The 16,189-nt window shown below is 60.9% G+C and carries 17 protein-coding genes; 5 read left to right on the top strand and 12 right to left on the bottom strand.

Annotated elements, in window-relative coordinates:
* Positions 1–39 precede the first annotated feature (39 nt).
* From SNL23_RS05385 to SNL23_RS05375, 3 genes are all read right to left on the bottom strand, one after another.
* A complete protein-coding gene (locus SNL23_RS05385; RefSeq protein WP_003213368.1) occupies positions 40–315 on the bottom strand; it encodes an HU family DNA-binding protein in 276 nt (91 codons plus the stop codon).
* Positions 316–506: 191 nt separating this feature from the next.
* The gene (locus SNL23_RS05380; RefSeq protein ID WP_318301797.1) at positions 507–1,655 is read right to left on the bottom strand and encodes an NAD(P)/FAD-dependent oxidoreductase; all 1,149 of its coding nucleotides are present in this window, start codon (positions 1,653–1,655) and stop codon (positions 507–509) included.
* 41 nt (positions 1,656–1,696) lie between these two features.
* Entirely contained in the window at positions 1,697–1,864 is a 168-nt protein-coding gene (locus SNL23_RS05375; protein ID WP_032856748.1) for a rubredoxin, read from the bottom strand.
* 196 nt (positions 1,865–2,060) lie between these two features.
* Here SNL23_RS05375 and SNL23_RS05370 point away from each other — a divergent pair, with 196 nt between their 5' ends.
* Entirely contained in the window at positions 2,061–2,624 is a 564-nt protein-coding gene (locus SNL23_RS05370; RefSeq protein WP_318301796.1) for a chorismate--pyruvate lyase family protein, read from the top strand.
* Positions 2,624–3,514, top strand: coding sequence for a 4-hydroxybenzoate octaprenyltransferase (ubiA, locus tag SNL23_RS05365; RefSeq protein ID WP_167663981.1), 891 nt, complete (start codon positions 2,624–2,626; stop codon positions 3,512–3,514). Before SNL23_RS05370 ends, ubiA begins: the two co-directional genes overlap by 1 nt.
* Positions 3,515–3,546: 32 nt before the next feature.
* Here ubiA and SNL23_RS05360 read toward each other — a convergent pair whose 3' ends face one another.
* Complete coding sequence (locus SNL23_RS05360; protein WP_076013187.1) at positions 3,547–3,927, bottom strand: COG4315 family predicted lipoprotein; 381 nt, start codon at positions 3,925–3,927, stop codon at positions 3,547–3,549.
* 152 nt (positions 3,928–4,079) lie between these two features.
* On the opposite strand from SNL23_RS05360, the gene phoB reads away from it, so the two are divergent.
* The 3 genes from phoB to SNL23_RS05345 all read left to right on the top strand — a co-directional run bounded on the left by phoB (position 4,080) and on the right by SNL23_RS05345 (position 7,600).
* Positions 4,080–4,769: a phosphate regulon transcriptional regulator PhoB gene (phoB, locus tag SNL23_RS05355; protein WP_003195617.1), complete on the top strand. Its 690-nt coding sequence runs from the start codon at positions 4,080–4,082 to the stop codon at positions 4,767–4,769.
* Between the two features lie 79 nt (positions 4,770–4,848).
* Complete coding sequence (phoR, locus tag SNL23_RS05350; protein WP_256576802.1) at positions 4,849–6,135, top strand: phosphate regulon sensor histidine kinase PhoR; 1,287 nt, start codon at positions 4,849–4,851, stop codon at positions 6,133–6,135.
* A gap of 124 nt (positions 6,136–6,259) precedes the next feature.
* Positions 6,260–7,600 carry a hemolysin family protein gene (locus SNL23_RS05345; RefSeq protein WP_076013189.1) on the top strand — a complete coding sequence of 447 codons (1,341 nt, stop codon included), beginning with the start codon at positions 6,260–6,262 and terminating at the stop codon, positions 7,598–7,600.
* Between the two features lie 113 nt (positions 7,601–7,713).
* Here the strand turns inward: SNL23_RS05345 and SNL23_RS05335 are convergent, their stop codons facing one another.
* The 8 genes from SNL23_RS05335 to SNL23_RS05300 all read right to left on the bottom strand — a co-directional run bounded on the left by SNL23_RS05335 (position 7,714) and on the right by SNL23_RS05300 (position 15,842).
* Positions 7,714–8,364 (bottom strand): M23 family metallopeptidase, encoded by a 651-nt coding sequence (locus SNL23_RS05335; RefSeq protein WP_318301795.1) that lies wholly within the window; start codon positions 8,362–8,364, stop codon positions 7,714–7,716.
* Between the two features lie 66 nt (positions 8,365–8,430).
* The gene (locus SNL23_RS05330) at positions 8,431–8,730 is read right to left on the bottom strand and encodes a helix-turn-helix domain-containing protein (RefSeq protein WP_167663978.1); all 300 of its coding nucleotides are present in this window, start codon (positions 8,728–8,730) and stop codon (positions 8,431–8,433) included.
* 4 nt (positions 8,731–8,734) lie between these two features.
* Positions 8,735–9,058, bottom strand: coding sequence for a type II toxin-antitoxin system RelE/ParE family toxin (locus SNL23_RS05325; protein ID WP_167663977.1), 324 nt, complete (start codon positions 9,056–9,058; stop codon positions 8,735–8,737).
* A 190-nt stretch (positions 9,059–9,248) separates the two neighbouring features.
* Entirely contained in the window at positions 9,249–10,148 is a 900-nt protein-coding gene (locus tag SNL23_RS05320) for a response regulator (RefSeq protein ID WP_318301794.1), read from the bottom strand.
* Positions 10,149–10,315: 167 nt separating this feature from the next.
* Positions 10,316–11,077 carry a phosphate signaling complex protein PhoU gene (phoU, locus tag SNL23_RS05315; RefSeq protein ID WP_076013194.1) on the bottom strand — a complete coding sequence of 254 codons (762 nt, stop codon included), beginning with the start codon at positions 11,075–11,077 and terminating at the stop codon, positions 10,316–10,318.
* Positions 11,078–11,149: 72 nt separating this feature from the next.
* Positions 11,150–11,983 carry a phosphate ABC transporter ATP-binding protein PstB gene (pstB, locus tag SNL23_RS05310; protein ID WP_076013195.1) on the bottom strand — a complete coding sequence of 278 codons (834 nt, stop codon included), beginning with the start codon at positions 11,981–11,983 and terminating at the stop codon, positions 11,150–11,152.
* 139 nt (positions 11,984–12,122) lie between these two features.
* Positions 12,123–13,793: a phosphate ABC transporter permease PstA gene (pstA, locus tag SNL23_RS05305; RefSeq protein ID WP_076013196.1), complete on the bottom strand. Its 1,671-nt coding sequence runs from the start codon at positions 13,791–13,793 to the stop codon at positions 12,123–12,125.
* A 15-nt stretch (positions 13,794–13,808) separates the two neighbouring features.
* The gene (locus SNL23_RS05300) at positions 13,809–15,842 is read right to left on the bottom strand and encodes an ABC transporter permease subunit (protein ID WP_173860312.1); all 2,034 of its coding nucleotides are present in this window, start codon (positions 15,840–15,842) and stop codon (positions 13,809–13,811) included.
* Positions 15,843–16,189: the final 347 nt, after the last annotated feature.

Raw genomic sequence — 16,189 nt, 5'->3', positions numbered from 1 at the left:
GCGCTCACACTCGCATGTGCGTAGCGCAGGCTTCTTTACTTACGGATTGACGCTGTCTTTAAGCGACTTGCCTGGCTTGAACGCAACGGTGTTGCTCGCCTTGATTTTCACCGGCTCGCCGGTTTGCGGGTTTTTGCCGGTGCGGGCGCCGCGGTGGCGCTGCAGGAAGGTGCCGAAGCCGACCAGGGTGACGCTGTCCTTGCGATGCAGCGCGCCGGTGATTTCTTCGAGTACGGCGTTGAGTACGCGGTTGGCCTGTTCTTTGGTCAGGTCTGCTTTTTCAGCAATAGCGGCTGCGAGTTCTGGTTTACGCATAAGTGAAGCCTCTTTGACGGTTTTTTGTTGTTATGTCCGTGCTGCTCTCTTTCGGAGCAGCGCCCAAGGCGCCGCAGGCTCTACTCTGCGGCAGACGGGAGTGAGGATGGCATGCCATCGGGGCCTGCGCCAGTCTCACGGCGACCTTTCTGTGGGCAAAATGATGCTTATTCCGACAGAACGACCAGCATTTACGCCAGCAGCGGCGGAAGTTCTTTGTTAAGGGCCAGTTTTTCCATCACGGCCGTGCCGGTCAGGGCATAACCCAGCAGGCGGCCGCTGGCGTCGCGGCACAGGGCCTTGATGTCGCCGCCCTGCCCTTCGACGCTCCACACACCTTCGGTGCCCCGTGGCGGTGGCGAGACGACCAGCGGGCAGACCGGGGTTTTTACTGTGACAGGCATCGGCCCGTAGCTGACAGCGGTCGCGTTGCCCGCCAGCGTCTGCGCCAGGGCGCGGGCGCAACTCATCAGGGGCATTACGTACAGCAGGTTCAGGCCATCGACCTCGGCGCAGTCGCCCAGGGCGTAGATGTTGGCGTGGGAGGTCTTGAGGTGGCGGTCGACCATGATCCCACGGTTGATCTGCAAGCCGGCGGCGGCGGCCAGGTCGACACGCGGGCGCAGGCCGATGGCAGACACCACCAGGTCACACTGGATCACTTCACCATCAGACAGGTGGGCTTCCAGGCCGTCAGCGTTGCGTTGCAGGCGATTGAGCACCGGGCCCAGGTGGAAGCGCGCCCCCAGGCCTTCAAGCCCGGCCTGCACCGCTGCAGCCGCCGCCGGGTGCAGCAGGGTCGGCATGACTTGCTCGCACGGCGCCACCAGGTCGATCTCGTAGCCACCGAGGATAAGGTCGTTGGCGAACTCGCAACCGATCAGCCCGGCGCCCAGCAACAGCACCCGGCGCTTACCGGCCGCCGCCGCGCGAAAGCGCGCGTAGTCTTCAAGGTCGTTGATCGGGAAAATCAGGTCAGCAGCGTCGCCCTGTACCGGCACCCGCACGGTTTCTGCGCCCCAGGCCAGGATCAGGTCGCGGTAGATCACCGCTTCCTCGCCGATCCACAAACGCTTGTGACCCGGGTCGATGCCGCTGATGCGGGTGTGGGTGCGCACTTCGGCCTTGAGTTGCTCGGCCATGGCGCCCGGTTCAGCCATGCTTAGGCCGTCGGCTTCCTTGTTCTTGCCAAAGCCGGTGGAGAGCATGGGCTTGGAGTAGGAGCGCCCGTCATCTGCGGTGATCAGCAACAGCGGGGTTTCGCTATCAAGCTTGCGAAACTCCCGAGCCAGGTTGTAACCGGCCAAACCCGTGCCGACGATCACGACAGGTGCGTTCATTCCTTTCTCCTTGTAGTACGTTTCTTGGATTGCTTCTTAAATCAGCCGATTTCGATCATTTCGAAATCCATTTTGCCCACGCCGCAGTCCGGGCACAGCCAGTCTTCGGGGACGTCCTGCCACAGGGTGCCCGGCGCGATACCGTCATCCGGCCATCCGTCTGCTTCGTTGTAAATCAGGCCACAGACGACACATTGCCACTTCTTCATTACTTGCTTCCTCAGGGTCCAGGCGTGTTGGCCGACAGTCGATAGATGAAACCTTGCCGTGCGGCTCAGGGCGTTTTGTACTGATCAGCAGGCGCAGATGCAAGCATGATCGACGCATGGGCCTGGCGCGTCCCGGCAAAAGTCCAGGGCACCATGGTAAGCTCGCCGTCTCATTAACTGCCAATAATGACCCTCCGTGCCGCATTCAAACGCCCTCCCCGATGCTTGCCGATGGCTGACCCAGAGCCTTCTGAGCCCACTGCCCGCGCCGCTGACACTCAACTGGCTGTTCGATGAAGGTTCCCTGACCCGGCGCCTTACATGTCTGTCCAGCGACGGCTTCAGCGTGACGCCGCTGTTCGAAGGCTGGCAACCACTGCGAGACGACGAATGCGCCGCCCTGGACCTGCCCGCCGCCAGCATCGGCTGGGTGCGCGAGGTGTATTTGCGTGGCCATGGCCAGCCGTGGGTGTTTGCCCGCAGCGTGGCGGCCCGCAGCGCCTTGCAAGGCGACGGTTTGCACATGGATGAGTTGGGCAGCCGGTCGCTGGGGGAGTTGCTGTTTTGTGACCATGCCTTCACGCGCCAGCCGATCGAAGTCTGCCGCTATCCAAGGCAATGGCTGCCTACGGCGGACCAGGTCGATAACCTGTGGGCGCGTCGCTCGCGCTTTGATCGCGGGCCGCTGAGCGTGCTGGTGGCGGAAATTTTCCTGCCGACCCTGTGGCAAGTCGTGCACGACCATCCGGAGAATTGCTGATGTACCAGCGCCTGCTCAAATCCTTGAATCGCTTGAACCCAAGGGCCTGGGACTTCATCCAGTTGACCCGCATGGACAAGCCCATCGGCATTTATCTGCTGCTGTGGCCCACGCTGTGGGCGCTGTGGATTGCCGGCAAGGGTTCGCCATCGCTGCTTAACATCGTGATTTTTGTGCTCGGCGTGGTACTGACCCGGGCCGGCGGTTGCGTCATCAATGACTGGGCCGACCGCAAGGTCGACGGTCACGTGAAACGCACCGAACAGCGGCCGCTGGTGAGCGGCAAGATCAGCTCGAAAGAGGCGCTGGTGTTCTTCGCGGTGCTGATGTTCATCAGCTTCCTGCTGGTGCTGTTGACCAATTCCATGACGATCTGGCTGTCCCTGGGCGGCCTCGCTCTGGCGGCCAGCTATCCATTCATGAAGCGTTACACCTACTACCCGCAGGTGGTATTGGGCGCGGCGTTCTCGTGGGGCATGCCGATGGCGTTCACCGCGGAAACAGGCAGCCTGCCAGCCGCGGCATGGCTGTTGTACATCGCCAACCTGTTGTGGACGGTGGGTTACGACACCTATTACGCCATGACCGATCGCGACGATGACCTGAAAATCGGGGTCAAATCCACCGCCATTCTGTTTGGCGAAGCCGACCGGGTGATCATCCTGAGCTTGCAGGGTCTGGCGCTGGCTTGCCTGTGGCTGGCGGGGATGCGCTTTGAGTTGGGTGGCTGGTTCCACCTGGGCTTACTGGCGGCGGCCGGGTGTTTTGCCTGGGAGTTCTGGTACACCCGGGACAAGGACCGCCTCAAATGCTTCAAGGCGTTTTTGCACAACCACTGGGCCGGGTTGGCGATTTTTGTTGGGATTGTGGCGGACTACGGGTTTCGGTGAAGGGCCACGCCCCTCACCGCTAGCAAATTGACTCAGGGCTTGGCGACTTTCCAGGCCCCGTCCATTTTGCCGTCACCGGTCATGTCGCCCGCCTTCTTGTCCATAATGAAGGTGTAGAGGGGCTTGCCGCTGTAGGCCCATTGGCTTTTCTGGTCGTCACGGGTGATGACGGTCCACTTGCCCATGGGCTTGTCGGTGGATTCGGCCATCAACGGCGGCCAGTTGGTGGCGCACTTGTCATTGCACATGGATTTGCCATCAGCATCCTTGGCAAAGGTGTAGAGGGTCATGCCTTTGTGGTCCACCAGCATCCCGTCCTTGGTCATCGCCGGGTCTGCCGCAAACGCCAGTGTCGGCAGCGTTAACGCGGCCGTTACCAGCAGGGTTTTCCAGGAAAAAGTACTGTGAGTCATGGGAACCTTCCTTTTGTGGTTGTCAGGATTCGGACCCCAAGCGTAGTCCAGAGAGGCGCCGAATGCCTAAGCGACTAAATTACTGTCACACGACTGCAATAATTCCGTTATCTAATGCGGCGCAAGACAGTTAAATGACAAGAGGATTTAGCATGGTTGGCAGGAGCATTCTGATCGTTGACGACGAAGCGCCCATTCGCGAGATGATCGCCGTTGCGTTGGAAATGGCCGGCTATGACTGCCTGGAGGCGGAGAACTCCCAGCAGGCCCATGCCATTATCGTCGACCGCAAGCCGGACCTGATCCTGCTGGACTGGATGCTGCCCGGCACCTCCGGCATCGAATTGGCCCGCCGCCTGAAGCGTGACGAGCTGACCGGGGATATCCCGATCATCATGCTCACCGCCAAGGGCGAAGAGGACAACAAGATCCAGGGCCTGGAAGTCGGCGCCGATGACTACATCACCAAGCCCTTTTCCCCACGGGAACTGGTCGCCCGTCTGAAAGCCGTTCTGCGCCGTGCCGGCCCAACCGATGGCGAAGCGCCTATCGAAGTCGACGGTCTGATTCTGGACCCTATCAGCCATCGCGTGACCATCGACGGCAAACCCGCCGAGATGGGCCCCACCGAATACCGCCTGCTGCAATTCTTCATGACCCATCAGGAGCGCGCCTACACCCGCGGCCAACTGCTGGACCAGGTCTGGGGCGGCAATGTGTATGTGGAAGAGCGCACCGTCGACGTGCATATCCGCCGCCTGCGCAAAGCCTTGGGCGACGCTTACGAGAATCTGGTACAAACCGTGCGCGGCACTGGCTACCGGTTTTCCACCAAAGGCTGAGCCAGCCCGAACTGCCCAGACAGCTGAAAGGACGCGTGTTTAAGTGAACCAAAACTGGCATGGCACCCTGATCCGCCACATGCTCCTGCTGATCACCGGCTGCCTGCTGGTGGGCCTGGTCAGCGGCTTTTACGGCTGGAGCCTGGCCGTCGGCATCGGCCTCTATCTTGGCTGGACCCTCAAGCAATTGCTGCGCCTGCACGAGTGGCTGCGCCAGCACAAACCTGATGAAGCACCGCCCGATGGCTACGGCCTGTGGGGCGAGGTGTTCGACAGCATCTACCACCTGCAACGCCGCGACCAACGTGTACGCGGGCGGCTGCAGGCGGTAATTGACCGGGTCCAGGAGTCCACCGCCGCGCTGAAAGACGCCGTGATCATGCTCGACAGCGACGGCAACCTGGAATGGTGGAACCGCGCCGCAGAAACCCTGCTGGGCCTCAAGACGCCCCAGGACAGCGGCCAGCCGGTGACCAACCTGGTGCGCCACCCGCGTTTCAAGGAGTACTTCGAGCAGGACAACTTCGAAGAAGCCCTGGAAATTCCGTCGCCTACCAACGACCGCGTGCGCATCCAGCTGTACCTGACGCGCTACGGCAATAACGAACATTTGATGCTGGTGCGCGATGTCACGCGCATCCATCAGCTGGAACAGATGCGCAAGGACTTCGTCGCCAACGTCTCCCACGAACTGCGCACGCCGCTGACGGTGATTTGCGGTTATCTGGAGACGCTGCTCGATAACGTTGAGGACGTGAACCCGCGCTGGACCCGTGCCCTGCAACAGATGCAGCAGCAAGGCGGGCGCATGCAAACCCTGCTCAATGACCTGCTGTTGCTGGCCAAGCTGGAAGCCACCGATTACCCCTCTGACAACCATCCGGTGCCGGTGCAAAGCCTGCTGCAGACCATCAAGAGCGACGCCCAGGCATTGTCCGGGCAGCGTGAACAGCAGATTACCCTCGAAGCCGACCCGTCGATCCTGCTCAAGGGCAGCGAGGGCGAGTTGCGCAGCGCGTTTTCCAACCTGGTGTTCAACGCCGTCAAATACACCCAGGACAAGGGCAATATCCGCATCCGCTGGTGGGCCGATGACCAGGGCGCACACCTCAGCGTGCAGGACTCCGGAATGGGCATCGACGCCAAACACTTGCCGCGCCTCACCGAACGCTTCTACCGCGTCGACTCCAGCCGCAACTCCAACACCGGCGGCACCGGGCTCGGCCTGGCCATCGTCAAGCATGTGCTGCTGCGCCATCGCGCGCGGCTGGAAATCAGCAGCGTGCTCGGCCATGGCAGTACCTTTACCTGCCATTTCCCGCCGGCCCAGATGACACGCTCACGGGTCATTCATCAGGACGAGTGACCCTCCACCCGGCAGCCGCCACTAGGCAAGCGCCCCGTCAGCCGCTACATTGGCGGACTTGCGCCTGCCTTTCAGGCCCACCTGCTCACCCTTTTTGATTAGACGGAACCCGCAAAACCCCATCATGGACCCTTCCCCTGGCATCACCCTCGCGACACTCTTCGCCGACTTCGGCATGATTCTTTTTGCACTGATCCTGGTACTGCTCAACGGCTTTTTCGTTGCGGCGGAATTTGCCATGGTCAAACTGCGCTCGACCCGGGTCGAGGCCATTGCCCACAAAAACGGCTGGCGCGGACAGATCCTGCGCACTGTACACAGCCAGCTCGACGCGTATCTGTCGGCCTGCCAGTTGGGTATCACCCTCGCCTCCCTGGGCCTGGGCTGGGTCGGTGAGCCGGCCTTCGCGCACATCCTCGAGCCGTTGCTGGGCGCGATCGGCGTGCAATCGCCGGAAGTGATCAAGGGCGTGTCGTTCTTTGCCGCCTTCTTCGTGATCTCGTACCTGCACATCGTGGTCGGTGAGCTGGCGCCCAAGTCCTGGGCCATTCGCAAGCCTGAGTTGCTGTCGCTGTGGACCGCCGTGCCGCTGTACCTGTTCTACTGGGCCATGTACCCGGCGATCTACCTGCTCAACGCCAGCGCCAACGCCATCCTGCGCATCGCCGGCCAAGGCGAGCCTGGCCCGCACCACGAGCACCATTACAGCCGTGAAGAACTGAAACTGATCCTGCACTCCAGCCGTGGCCAGGACCCGAGCGACCAAGGCATGCGTGTATTGGCCTCCGCCGTGGAAATGGGCGAGCTGGAAGTGGTCGACTGGGCCAACTCCCGGGAAGACCTGGTGACCCTGGACTTCAACGCTCCGCTCAAGGAAATCCTGGCGCTGTTCCGTCGCCACAAGTTCAGCCGTTATCCGGTGTACGACGCGGTGCGCAACGAGTTTGTCGGCTTGCTGCACATCAAGGACCTGCTGCTGGAACTGGCGGCCCTGGACCACATTCCCGAATCGTTCAACCTCGCCGAGCTGACCCGCCCGCTGGAGCGCGTATCGCGCCATATGCCGCTGTCGCAGTTGCTTGAGCAGTTCCGCAAAGGCGGCGCGCACTTCGCCCTGGTGGAAGAAGCCGACGGCAAGATCATCGGCTACCTGACCATGGAAGACGTGCTGGAAGTACTGGTAGGTGACATCCAGGACGAACACCGCAAGGCCGAGCGCGGCATCCTCGCTTACCAGCCGGGCAAGCTCCTGGTGCGTGGCGACACGCCGCTGTTCAAGGTGGAGCGCCTGCTGGGCGTCGACCTGGACCACATCGAGGCCGAAACCCTGGCCGGGCTGATCTACGACACCCTGAAACGGGTGCCGGAAGAGGAAGAAGTGCTGGAAGTCGAAGGCCTGCGGATCATCATCAAGAAGATGAAAGGGCCGAAGATCGTGTTGGCCAAGGTGCTGTTGCTCGACTAGCCGCCCCTGTAGGAGCGAGCTTGCTCGCGAAGGACGTTAACGATAACGCTGGGATCCTGACACCCGGCAGCGCCCTCAGGTTTTTCGCGAGCAAGCTCGCTCCTACAAAAGCCTTATCGCGGGCCCAATGCAAAATTGGGCAACGCCTGCACCGGCTGGTTGAATTCATAGGGAATCGACACCAGCCCCAACACCGTCGTGCGTTGCACCACAAAATGCAGATGCGGCCCGCTGCTGTTGCCGGTATTACCCGACAGCGCCAGCGGGCTGCCCACCGCCACTCGCTGCCCTTCCCTGACGCTGACCGACCCTTGCTTGAGGTGCAGGTACACGCCCTGCGTGCCGTCATCGTGCTGCACCCGCACGAAATTGCCCGATGGATCGCTGCCACGCCCGGATTGGGTGTTCTCGGTTTTCAGCACCAAACCTGCGCGTGCCGCAATGATCGGTGTGCCTTCGGGCATGGCGATGTCCATCGCGTAGCGGCTTTTGAGCTCGGAGTGGCTGAAGGTACCGTTGGGGCCTTGGGTGAGACGGAACGGGCCGCCACGCCAGGGCAAGGGATAACGATATGAAGCGGGTTGCGACGGATATACAGGCTTGGGAATCACCCGTTCCTGATACACAAACGCCTGCGCCCCGGGCGTGTACCGGTCGCTGAAGACTACAACGCCGTCAGCGTCGATGGATTTGTAGAGGGTCATGGACATCACCGGCATGACGACGGCGAACAATCCCCAAAACAGCAGTGAGCGCACGAGCATCGGGTTGGCCTGCCAGAGACGACGGGATGGCAGGCTAACAAGGGATCATGACAGTGCTATGTGACCTCAGGCCAGCAGTGGTGTGAAGCAGATATCCACGTCCATATGAGCCGCAGCGGACAGGTTAACCAAGGCATCCAGCGAGAATTTGTCGATCTTGCCGCCCAGAACATCATTGAGGCGCGGCTGACTGATGTGAAGTCGATGGGCTGCGTCCTTCTGGGAAAGCTCCCAGCTGCGAATGGTTTTGCACAGTTCCTGAAGGAGCTTTGAGCGCAAACGCATGTTGGCTGCTTGCTGGGGAGTATCTTCCAGCGCATCCCAAACGCTGCTGAAACGTTCGGTTTGAAACTTTTGGTCTGTCATGGGCTTAACCTAACTCCTGCAGTCTGGCGCGAGCCAATTCAATATCCCGCATTTCGGTTTTCTGAGTGGTTTTGCGCAGCGCATGCAGCACATAGATTGCCTCCGGCCGATTGACCACATAAAAAACCCGGAACGCTCCTGACTCGTCGAAAATCCTGATCTCATGGACGCCGCGCCCGATAGTCTTCATCGGTTTGCAATCAAAAGGCTGCTCGCCCTGCTGCAAGAGGTCCAATTGAAAACCGACGGCTCGTCGCGCATCAAGTGGAAACGACTTGAGATCCTTGAGCGAGCCTCCCACAAACACCACGTCCTTATGCCTTGGCATCCACTTCTCTTGTTCTGGAAAGGAAAAGCGTAAAAGACGATTCGGCTCAAGGAGCGGGCGGTATGTTTCAAGGCGTAGCGAACACTCGATAACGACAGTGCGTTAACGAGAGACTATATCGAAACCGATATAAATCAAGCCGAACACCGAGAATCAGACGGTTGGTCGATTCCCGATATTGGAAGAGAGATCACGCACCCGGCACAAAATGCTTCTGTGCGGTCCCGCGGGCGATCAGCCGCGAGATGTAGTCGAGCTTCTGCGCATCCTGGTCGATAAACCGGAAGGTCAGTTGCAGCCAGTCACTGTCAGGCTTGGGCTCGTAGGCCACGACGGCGTGCAGGTAACCGTTGAGACGGGCCACCTCGGCGTTTTCGCCCTGCTCCAGGTCGAGCACGGCGCTTTCCAGTACCTGAGGCAGGATTTCGCCGCGACGCACCACCAGCAGCGCCTCCTTGATGCTCAGGGCTTTGATCACGCATTGCTGGGTGCCACTGGACAGGCGCAGTTGGCCCTGGCCACGACCGCCGGCTGGCGATGCTGCAGGAGCAGCCTGCACCGACGGGCTGTTGAGCAAGCCTTTGCTCGGTGCGGCCACCGCCGCCGGCTTGACCGCTTCAGGCTTGCCGCCGGTCAGGGCGCTCAGGGAATCGTTGCCGAACGCCGAGTTCATCTTGGTCGGCGCACTGGCGATCAGCGCGTCGAGGCGGCCGATCTTGTTCAGCGCCTGCTTGACCTTGTTCAGCAACTGCTCGTTGGTAAACGGCTTGCTGACGTAGCCGGAAACCCCGGCCTGGATCGCCTGCACTACGTTTTCCTTGTCGCCACGGCTGGTCACCATGACGAACGGCATGGCCTTCAAATGAGGCTGTTCTCGGCACCAGGTCAACAGTTCCAGGCCGGACATTTCCGGCATTTCCCAGTCACACAGCACCATGTCGAAGGTTTCGCGCATCAGGATGGCCTGGGCCTTTTTGCCGTTCACCGCATCTTCGATCTTGATCCCAGGGAAGTAGTTGCGCAGGCACTTCTTCACCAGGTCGCGAATAAACGAGGCGTCATCCACCACCAATACACTGACTTTGCTCATCGACCCTTCATCCTATAAAAACCCCGGCAAGCATAACGCTTCGCTGATGGCATTTCGCCAAAACTCTTCAGTCACGCCAGGACTTTACGTTACCCCGCCGCGCAAAATTCGTACGCCACAAACGAAAACGCCCGACCAAAGGCCGGGCGTTTATTTCTCGGGCAATCTTACTTATCGTCAGGAACGCCCGGAACATTAGGGATTTGATCAACCGTGCCTTCAACTTCGGCTTTCATGCGCTTGAGGCCCATGTGCCGCACGTCGGTGCCCCGCACCAGGTAGATCACCAGTTCCGAGATATTGCGTGCGTGGTCGCCGATGCGCTCCAGCGAACGCAGCACCCAGATGATGCTCAGCACCCGTGAGATAGAGCGCGGGTCTTCCATCATGTAGGTCGCCAGCTCGCGCAGGGCGGTCTTGTATTCGCGGTCGATGATCTTGTCGTACTGGGCCACCGACAACGCCAGTTCGGCGTCGAAGCGGGCAAACGCGTCGAGGGCATCGCGGACCATGTTGCGCACCTGGTCACCGATGTGGCGCACTTCGACATAACCGCGCGGCGCTTCGCCTTCTTCGCACAACTGGATGGCGCGGCGGGCGATCTTGGTGGCTTCGTCGCCGATGCGCTCCAGGTCGATCACCGACTTGGAAATGCTGATGATCAAACGCAGGTCGGACGCCGCCGGCTGACGACGGGCCAGGATGCGCAGGCATTCTTCGTCGATGTTGCGTTCCATCTGGTTGATCTGGTCATCGATCTCGCGCACTTGCTGGGCCAGGCCGGAGTCGGCCTCGATCAGCGCGGTGACCGCGTCGTTGACTTGCTTCTCCACCAGCCCGCCCATGGCCAGGAGGTGGCTGCGCACTTCCTCAAGCTCGGCGTTGAACTGCGCGGAGATGTGATGGGTAAGGCCTTCTTTGCTAATCATGTTGGCGTCCTTGGAACGTCCAGTAAGGTGCGGTCGACCGCAGCATCAGTTCAGTGAGCAACCAGCCACCTGCTAGCCGTAGCGACCGGTGATGTAGTCTTCGGTCTGCTTCTTCGCCGGGTTGGTGAACAGGGTATCGGTGTCACCAAATTCCACCAGTTTGCCCATGTACATGAACGCGGTGTAGTCGGAAACCCGCGCTGCCTGTTGCATGTTGTGGGTCACGATGACGATGGTGAACTTGGATTTCAGTTCGTAGATCAGCTCTTCGACTTTCAGCGTGGAAATCGGATCGAGTGCCGAGCAAGGTTCGTCGAGCAGCAGCACTTCCGGCTCCACGGCGATGGTGCGGGCGATCACCAGACGCTGCTGCTGGCCGCCGGACAAACCGAGGGCCGATTCGTGCAGGCGGTCCTTGACCTCGTCCCACAGCGCCGCGCCTTTTAAAGCCCACTCAACGGCTTCGTCGAGGATGCGCTTCTTGTTGATGCCTTGGATGCGCAGGCCGTAGACCACGTTTTCATAGATGGTCTTGGGAAACGGGTTGGGCTTCTGGAACACCATGCCCACCCGGCGACGCAGCTCGGCCACGTCTTCACCCTTGCGGTAGATGTTGGTGCCGTAGAGGTTGATTGCGCCCTCGACGCGGCAGCCGTCCACCAGATCATTCATCCGGTTGAAGGTGCGCAGCAAGGTCGACTTGCCGCAGCCGGACGGGCCGATAAAAGCGGTCACGCGCTGCTTCGGGATGTTCATGCTGACGTCGAACAGCGCCTGCTTGTCGCCGTAGTACAGGCTCAGGCTCGGGACTTCGATCGCCACGGTTTCCTGGGCCAGGCTCAGGCTCTGCTTGTCGCGACCCAGGGCTGACATGTTGATGCCGTGGGAATGGGTTTCATGTTGCATGGGATGCTCCCTGTGCTACCAATTCGTTTTGTGGGAGCGGGCTTGCTCGCGAAGGCGTCAGGTCAGTTGACCCATGTATTACTGATACACCGCATTCGCGAGCAAGCCCGCTCCCACATTTAGTCCGCGTTCACTTCAATTAACTGTCCAACGCTTTGTATTTTTCGCGCAGGTGGTTACGAATCCACACCGCCGAGAGGTTGAGCGTGGCGATCACCAGCACCAGCAGCAAGGCAGTGGCATACACCAGCGGCCGTGCGGCCTCGACGTTGGGGCTCTGGAAGCCGACGTCATAAATATGGAAGCCCAGGTGCATGATTTTCTGGTCCAGGTGCAGGTACGGGTAGTTGCCGTCCACCGGCAGCGACGGCGCCAGTTTCACCACACCTACCAGCATCAGCGGCGCCACTTCACCGGCGGCACGGGCCACGGCGAGGATCATGCCGGTCATCATCGCCGGGCTGGCCATCGGCAGGACGATCTTCCACAGCGTTTCCGCCTTGGTCGCGCCCAGTGCCAAAGAACCTTCACGTACGGTGCGAGGGATCCGCGCCAGGCCTTCTTCGGTGGCCACGATCACTACCGGTACCGCCAACAGCGCCAGGGTCAGGGACGCCCAGAGCAGGCCAGGCGTACCGAAGGTCGGTGCCGGCAAGGCTTCGGCGAAGAACAGCCGATCGACCGAGCCGCCCAGTACGTAGACAAAGAAGCCGAGGCCGAATACGCCGTAAACGATGGCGGGTACACCGGCCAGGTTGTTCACGGCGATGCGGATGATCCGCGTCAGGGTGTTCTGCTTGGCGTATTCACGCAGGTACACCGCCGCCAGCACACCGAACGGGGTCACGATCATCGCCATGATCAGCGTCATCATCACGGTGCCGAAGATCGCCGGGAAAATCCCGCCTTCGGTGTTGGCTTCCCGTGGATCGTCGCTGAGGAATTCCCAGATCTTGCTGAAGTAGAAGCCGATCTTGGTCATGTAACCCATGGCGTTCGGCTGGTAGGCATGCACCACCTTGCCGATGCCGATTTCGATTTCTTTACCGTTGGCATCGCGGGCGGTGAGGCTGTCGCGGTTGAACTGGGCATGCAGGTCCGCCAGGCGGGCTTCGATGTCCTTGTAGCGGTTGTTCAGTTCGGCGCGACCGCTGTCCATGTCGGCTTGAGCGGTGGCGTCCAGCTTGCCTTCCAGCTCCAGCTTGCGACCGTGCAGGCGGATGCGTTCGAGGCCGGCGTTGATTGCGCCGATGTCGGACTTCTCAAGGGTCTTGAGCTGGGCCGCGAGCTTGTTGACGCGGTCGACGCGGGCTTGCAGTTCCGGCCAGGCCGCCTCGCCTTCAGCGATGACCTTGCCGTCCTGCTTGACGTTGACCAGGGTGCCGTAGAAGTTGCCCCATTCACGCCGCTCGATAGCCATCAGCTCGACCGGCTTGGTCTGGTTGGTCAGCCACTCGCCGACGATCCAGGTGAAGTCGTTGCCGTTCAAGTCACGGTTGCCGACCTTGATCAGCTCGCGGGTCATGAACTCCGGGCCTTGGTCCGGCACCGGCAAGCCAGCGCTTTTCAGACGCTCGCGGGGCACTTCTTCTTTCTGCACCACTTCGCCGACGACGATATGGTTTTCCTGGCCCGGCACGTTGTAGCTGGCCTGGATGAGGTCGGCCGGCCAGAAGTGGCCCAAGCCACGCACGGCAATCACGGCCAGCAAACCAATGGTCATGATGACCGCGATGGACACCGCGCCACCGCTGATCCAGACGCCCGGGGCGCCGCTCTTGAACCATCCATTCAGGGAGTTCTGTTTCACAGACTTCTACCTTTCTTAAAGCGACGAGTATTTCTTGCGCAGACGCTGACGAATCAGCTCGGCGAGGGTGTTCATGACGAAGGTGAACAGCAGCAGTACCAGCGCCGAGAGGAACAGCACGCGGTAGTGGCTGCCGCCGACTTCCGATTCGGGCATTTCCACCGCGACGTTGGCCGCCAGGGTGCGCAGGCCTTCAAACAGGTTCATCTCCATCACCGGCGTGTTACCGGTGGCCATCAGCACGATCATGGTTTCACCGACCGCGCGGCCCATGCCGATCATCAGTGCCGAGAAGATGCCCGGGCTGGCGGTCAGGATCACCACGCGCGTCATGGTCTGCCATGGCGTGGCACCCAGGGCCAGGGAGCCCAGGGTCAGGCCGCGCGGCACGCTGAACACGGCGTCTTCGGCGATGGAGTAGATGTTCGGGATCACCGCGAAACCCATGGCCAGGCCGACTACCAGGGCGTTGCGCTGGTCGTAGGTAATGCCCAGGTCGTGGGAGATCCACATCCGCATGTCGCCGCCGAAGAACCAGGTTTCCAGGTACGGGCTCATGTACAGCGAGAGCCAGCCCACAAACAGAATTACCGGGATCAGGATCGCGCTTTCCCAGCCATCGGGAACCCGCAGGCGGATCGACTCAGGCAGGCGGCTGAAGATGAAGCCGGCGACCAGGATGCCAACCGGCAGCAGCATCAACAGGCTGAAAATCCCCGGCAAATGCCCTTCGACATACGGCGCCAGGAACAGGCCGGCGAAGAAACCGAGGATCACCGTCGGCATCGCTTCCATCAATTCGATCACCGGCTTGACCTTGCGGCGCAGGCTCGGGGCCATGAAGTAGGCGGTGTAGATCGCAGCGGCGACGGCCAGTGGCGCAGCCAGCAGCATGGCGTAGAACGCGGCCTTCAGGGTACCGAAGGTCAAGGGCGCCAGGCTCATTTTGGGTTCGAAGTCGGTGTTGGCGGCGGTCGATTGCCAGACGTATTTAGGCTCGTCGTAGTTTTCGTACCAGACCTTGCTCCACAACGCGCTCCAGGAAACTTCCGGGTGCGGGTTGTCCAGCAGCAGCGGTTGCAGCTTGCCGCCGGCTTCGACGATCACCCGGTTGGCCCGTGGCGACATGCCGAAGATGCCGGTGCCGTCCACCACCGGGTCCACCAGCAGCGTGCGGTGGGCGGTGCTGTGGAACACGCCGAACTTGCCGGAGGCGTCGAGGGCGGTGAAGCCTTTGCGACGCTCTTCGGCGGCGATTTCAACGATAGGCGCGGTGCCCATCTGGAAGGTGCGGATCTGCTTCAGGCGTTGTTCGCCGTCCGGGTCACGGGCCATGAACCACTGGGCCAGGCCGCCGCTGGAGTTACCGATGATCAGCGAGATGCCGCCCACCAGCTGGGTGCTGGCCGTGACTTGCGCTACGCCGTCGTCCAACAATTTGTAGCGACCGTTGAGGCTGTTGTCCCGCAGGCTGAAAACATCGGCCTGGGCGCGACCATTGATCACGTATAGCCATTGCTGGCGCGGATCAACGAAGATGGCTTTCACCGGCTCGGTCATTTGCGGCAGTTCGATGCGCTTCTGCTCGGTGGTGACTTCCTCGGTCATCATGTTTTCTTCACGGCTGATGGACAGCACGTTCAGATGAGCACCACTGGAACCGGCCACCACCAGCGTCGAATCGGTCGCATTCAGAGCGACGTGCTCAAGCGCGCGGCCTTGTTCGTCGAGGACGATCGGCGTTTCGCCGTAAGGGTATTCGACGGCGGGCGAGATGGTCTTCTTGCCTTCCGGGTACGACACTTTATACGTGTGGCGGAACACCAAAGACTGGCCGTTGGACAGGCCGAGGATCACCAGCGGGCTGCCGGGCTGGTCTTCACCGATGGAGGCGACCGTCACACCGGCCGGCAACGGCAGGTCAACGCGCTTGAGTTCGGCACCCGTGTCAACGTTGAAGAACAGCGCCTGGCCCTTGTCGGAAACCCGCATGGCGACCTGGTTCTGTTCTTCCATGGAGATCATCAGCGGCTTGCCGGCGTCCTGCATCCAGGCAGGCGTCAGAGCGTCTTCCTTGGTCAGGTTGGCGCCGTGGAACAGCGGGGCCACCACGTAGGCGAGGAAGAAGAAGATCAAGGTGATAGCGCCCAGGACGGCAAGGCCGCCCACCAGCACGTACCAACGGGTCAGGCGATCCTTGAGCGCGCGGATGCGGCGCTTGCGTTGCAGCTCAGGCGTATTGAAATCAATGCGCTTGGGGGGAGAAGTCGTCGTCATGGTGGAATTGGCCAGATCATTCATGCGCACACCCTAGCGATCCTGTATGACAGAAAGATGACAATGCAGTGACGCAAGAAATCCGCCGCGTAGCAGGGCTGGCAGCGGATTAAAAAATG

The organism is Pseudomonas sp. SED1 (genome assembly GCF_034044025.1).
GTDB lineage: Bacteria > Pseudomonadota > Gammaproteobacteria > Pseudomonadales > Pseudomonadaceae > Aquipseudomonas.
Note: the sequence above shows the minus strand (reverse complement) of the source record. Positions and strands in the feature narration are given on the sequence as shown.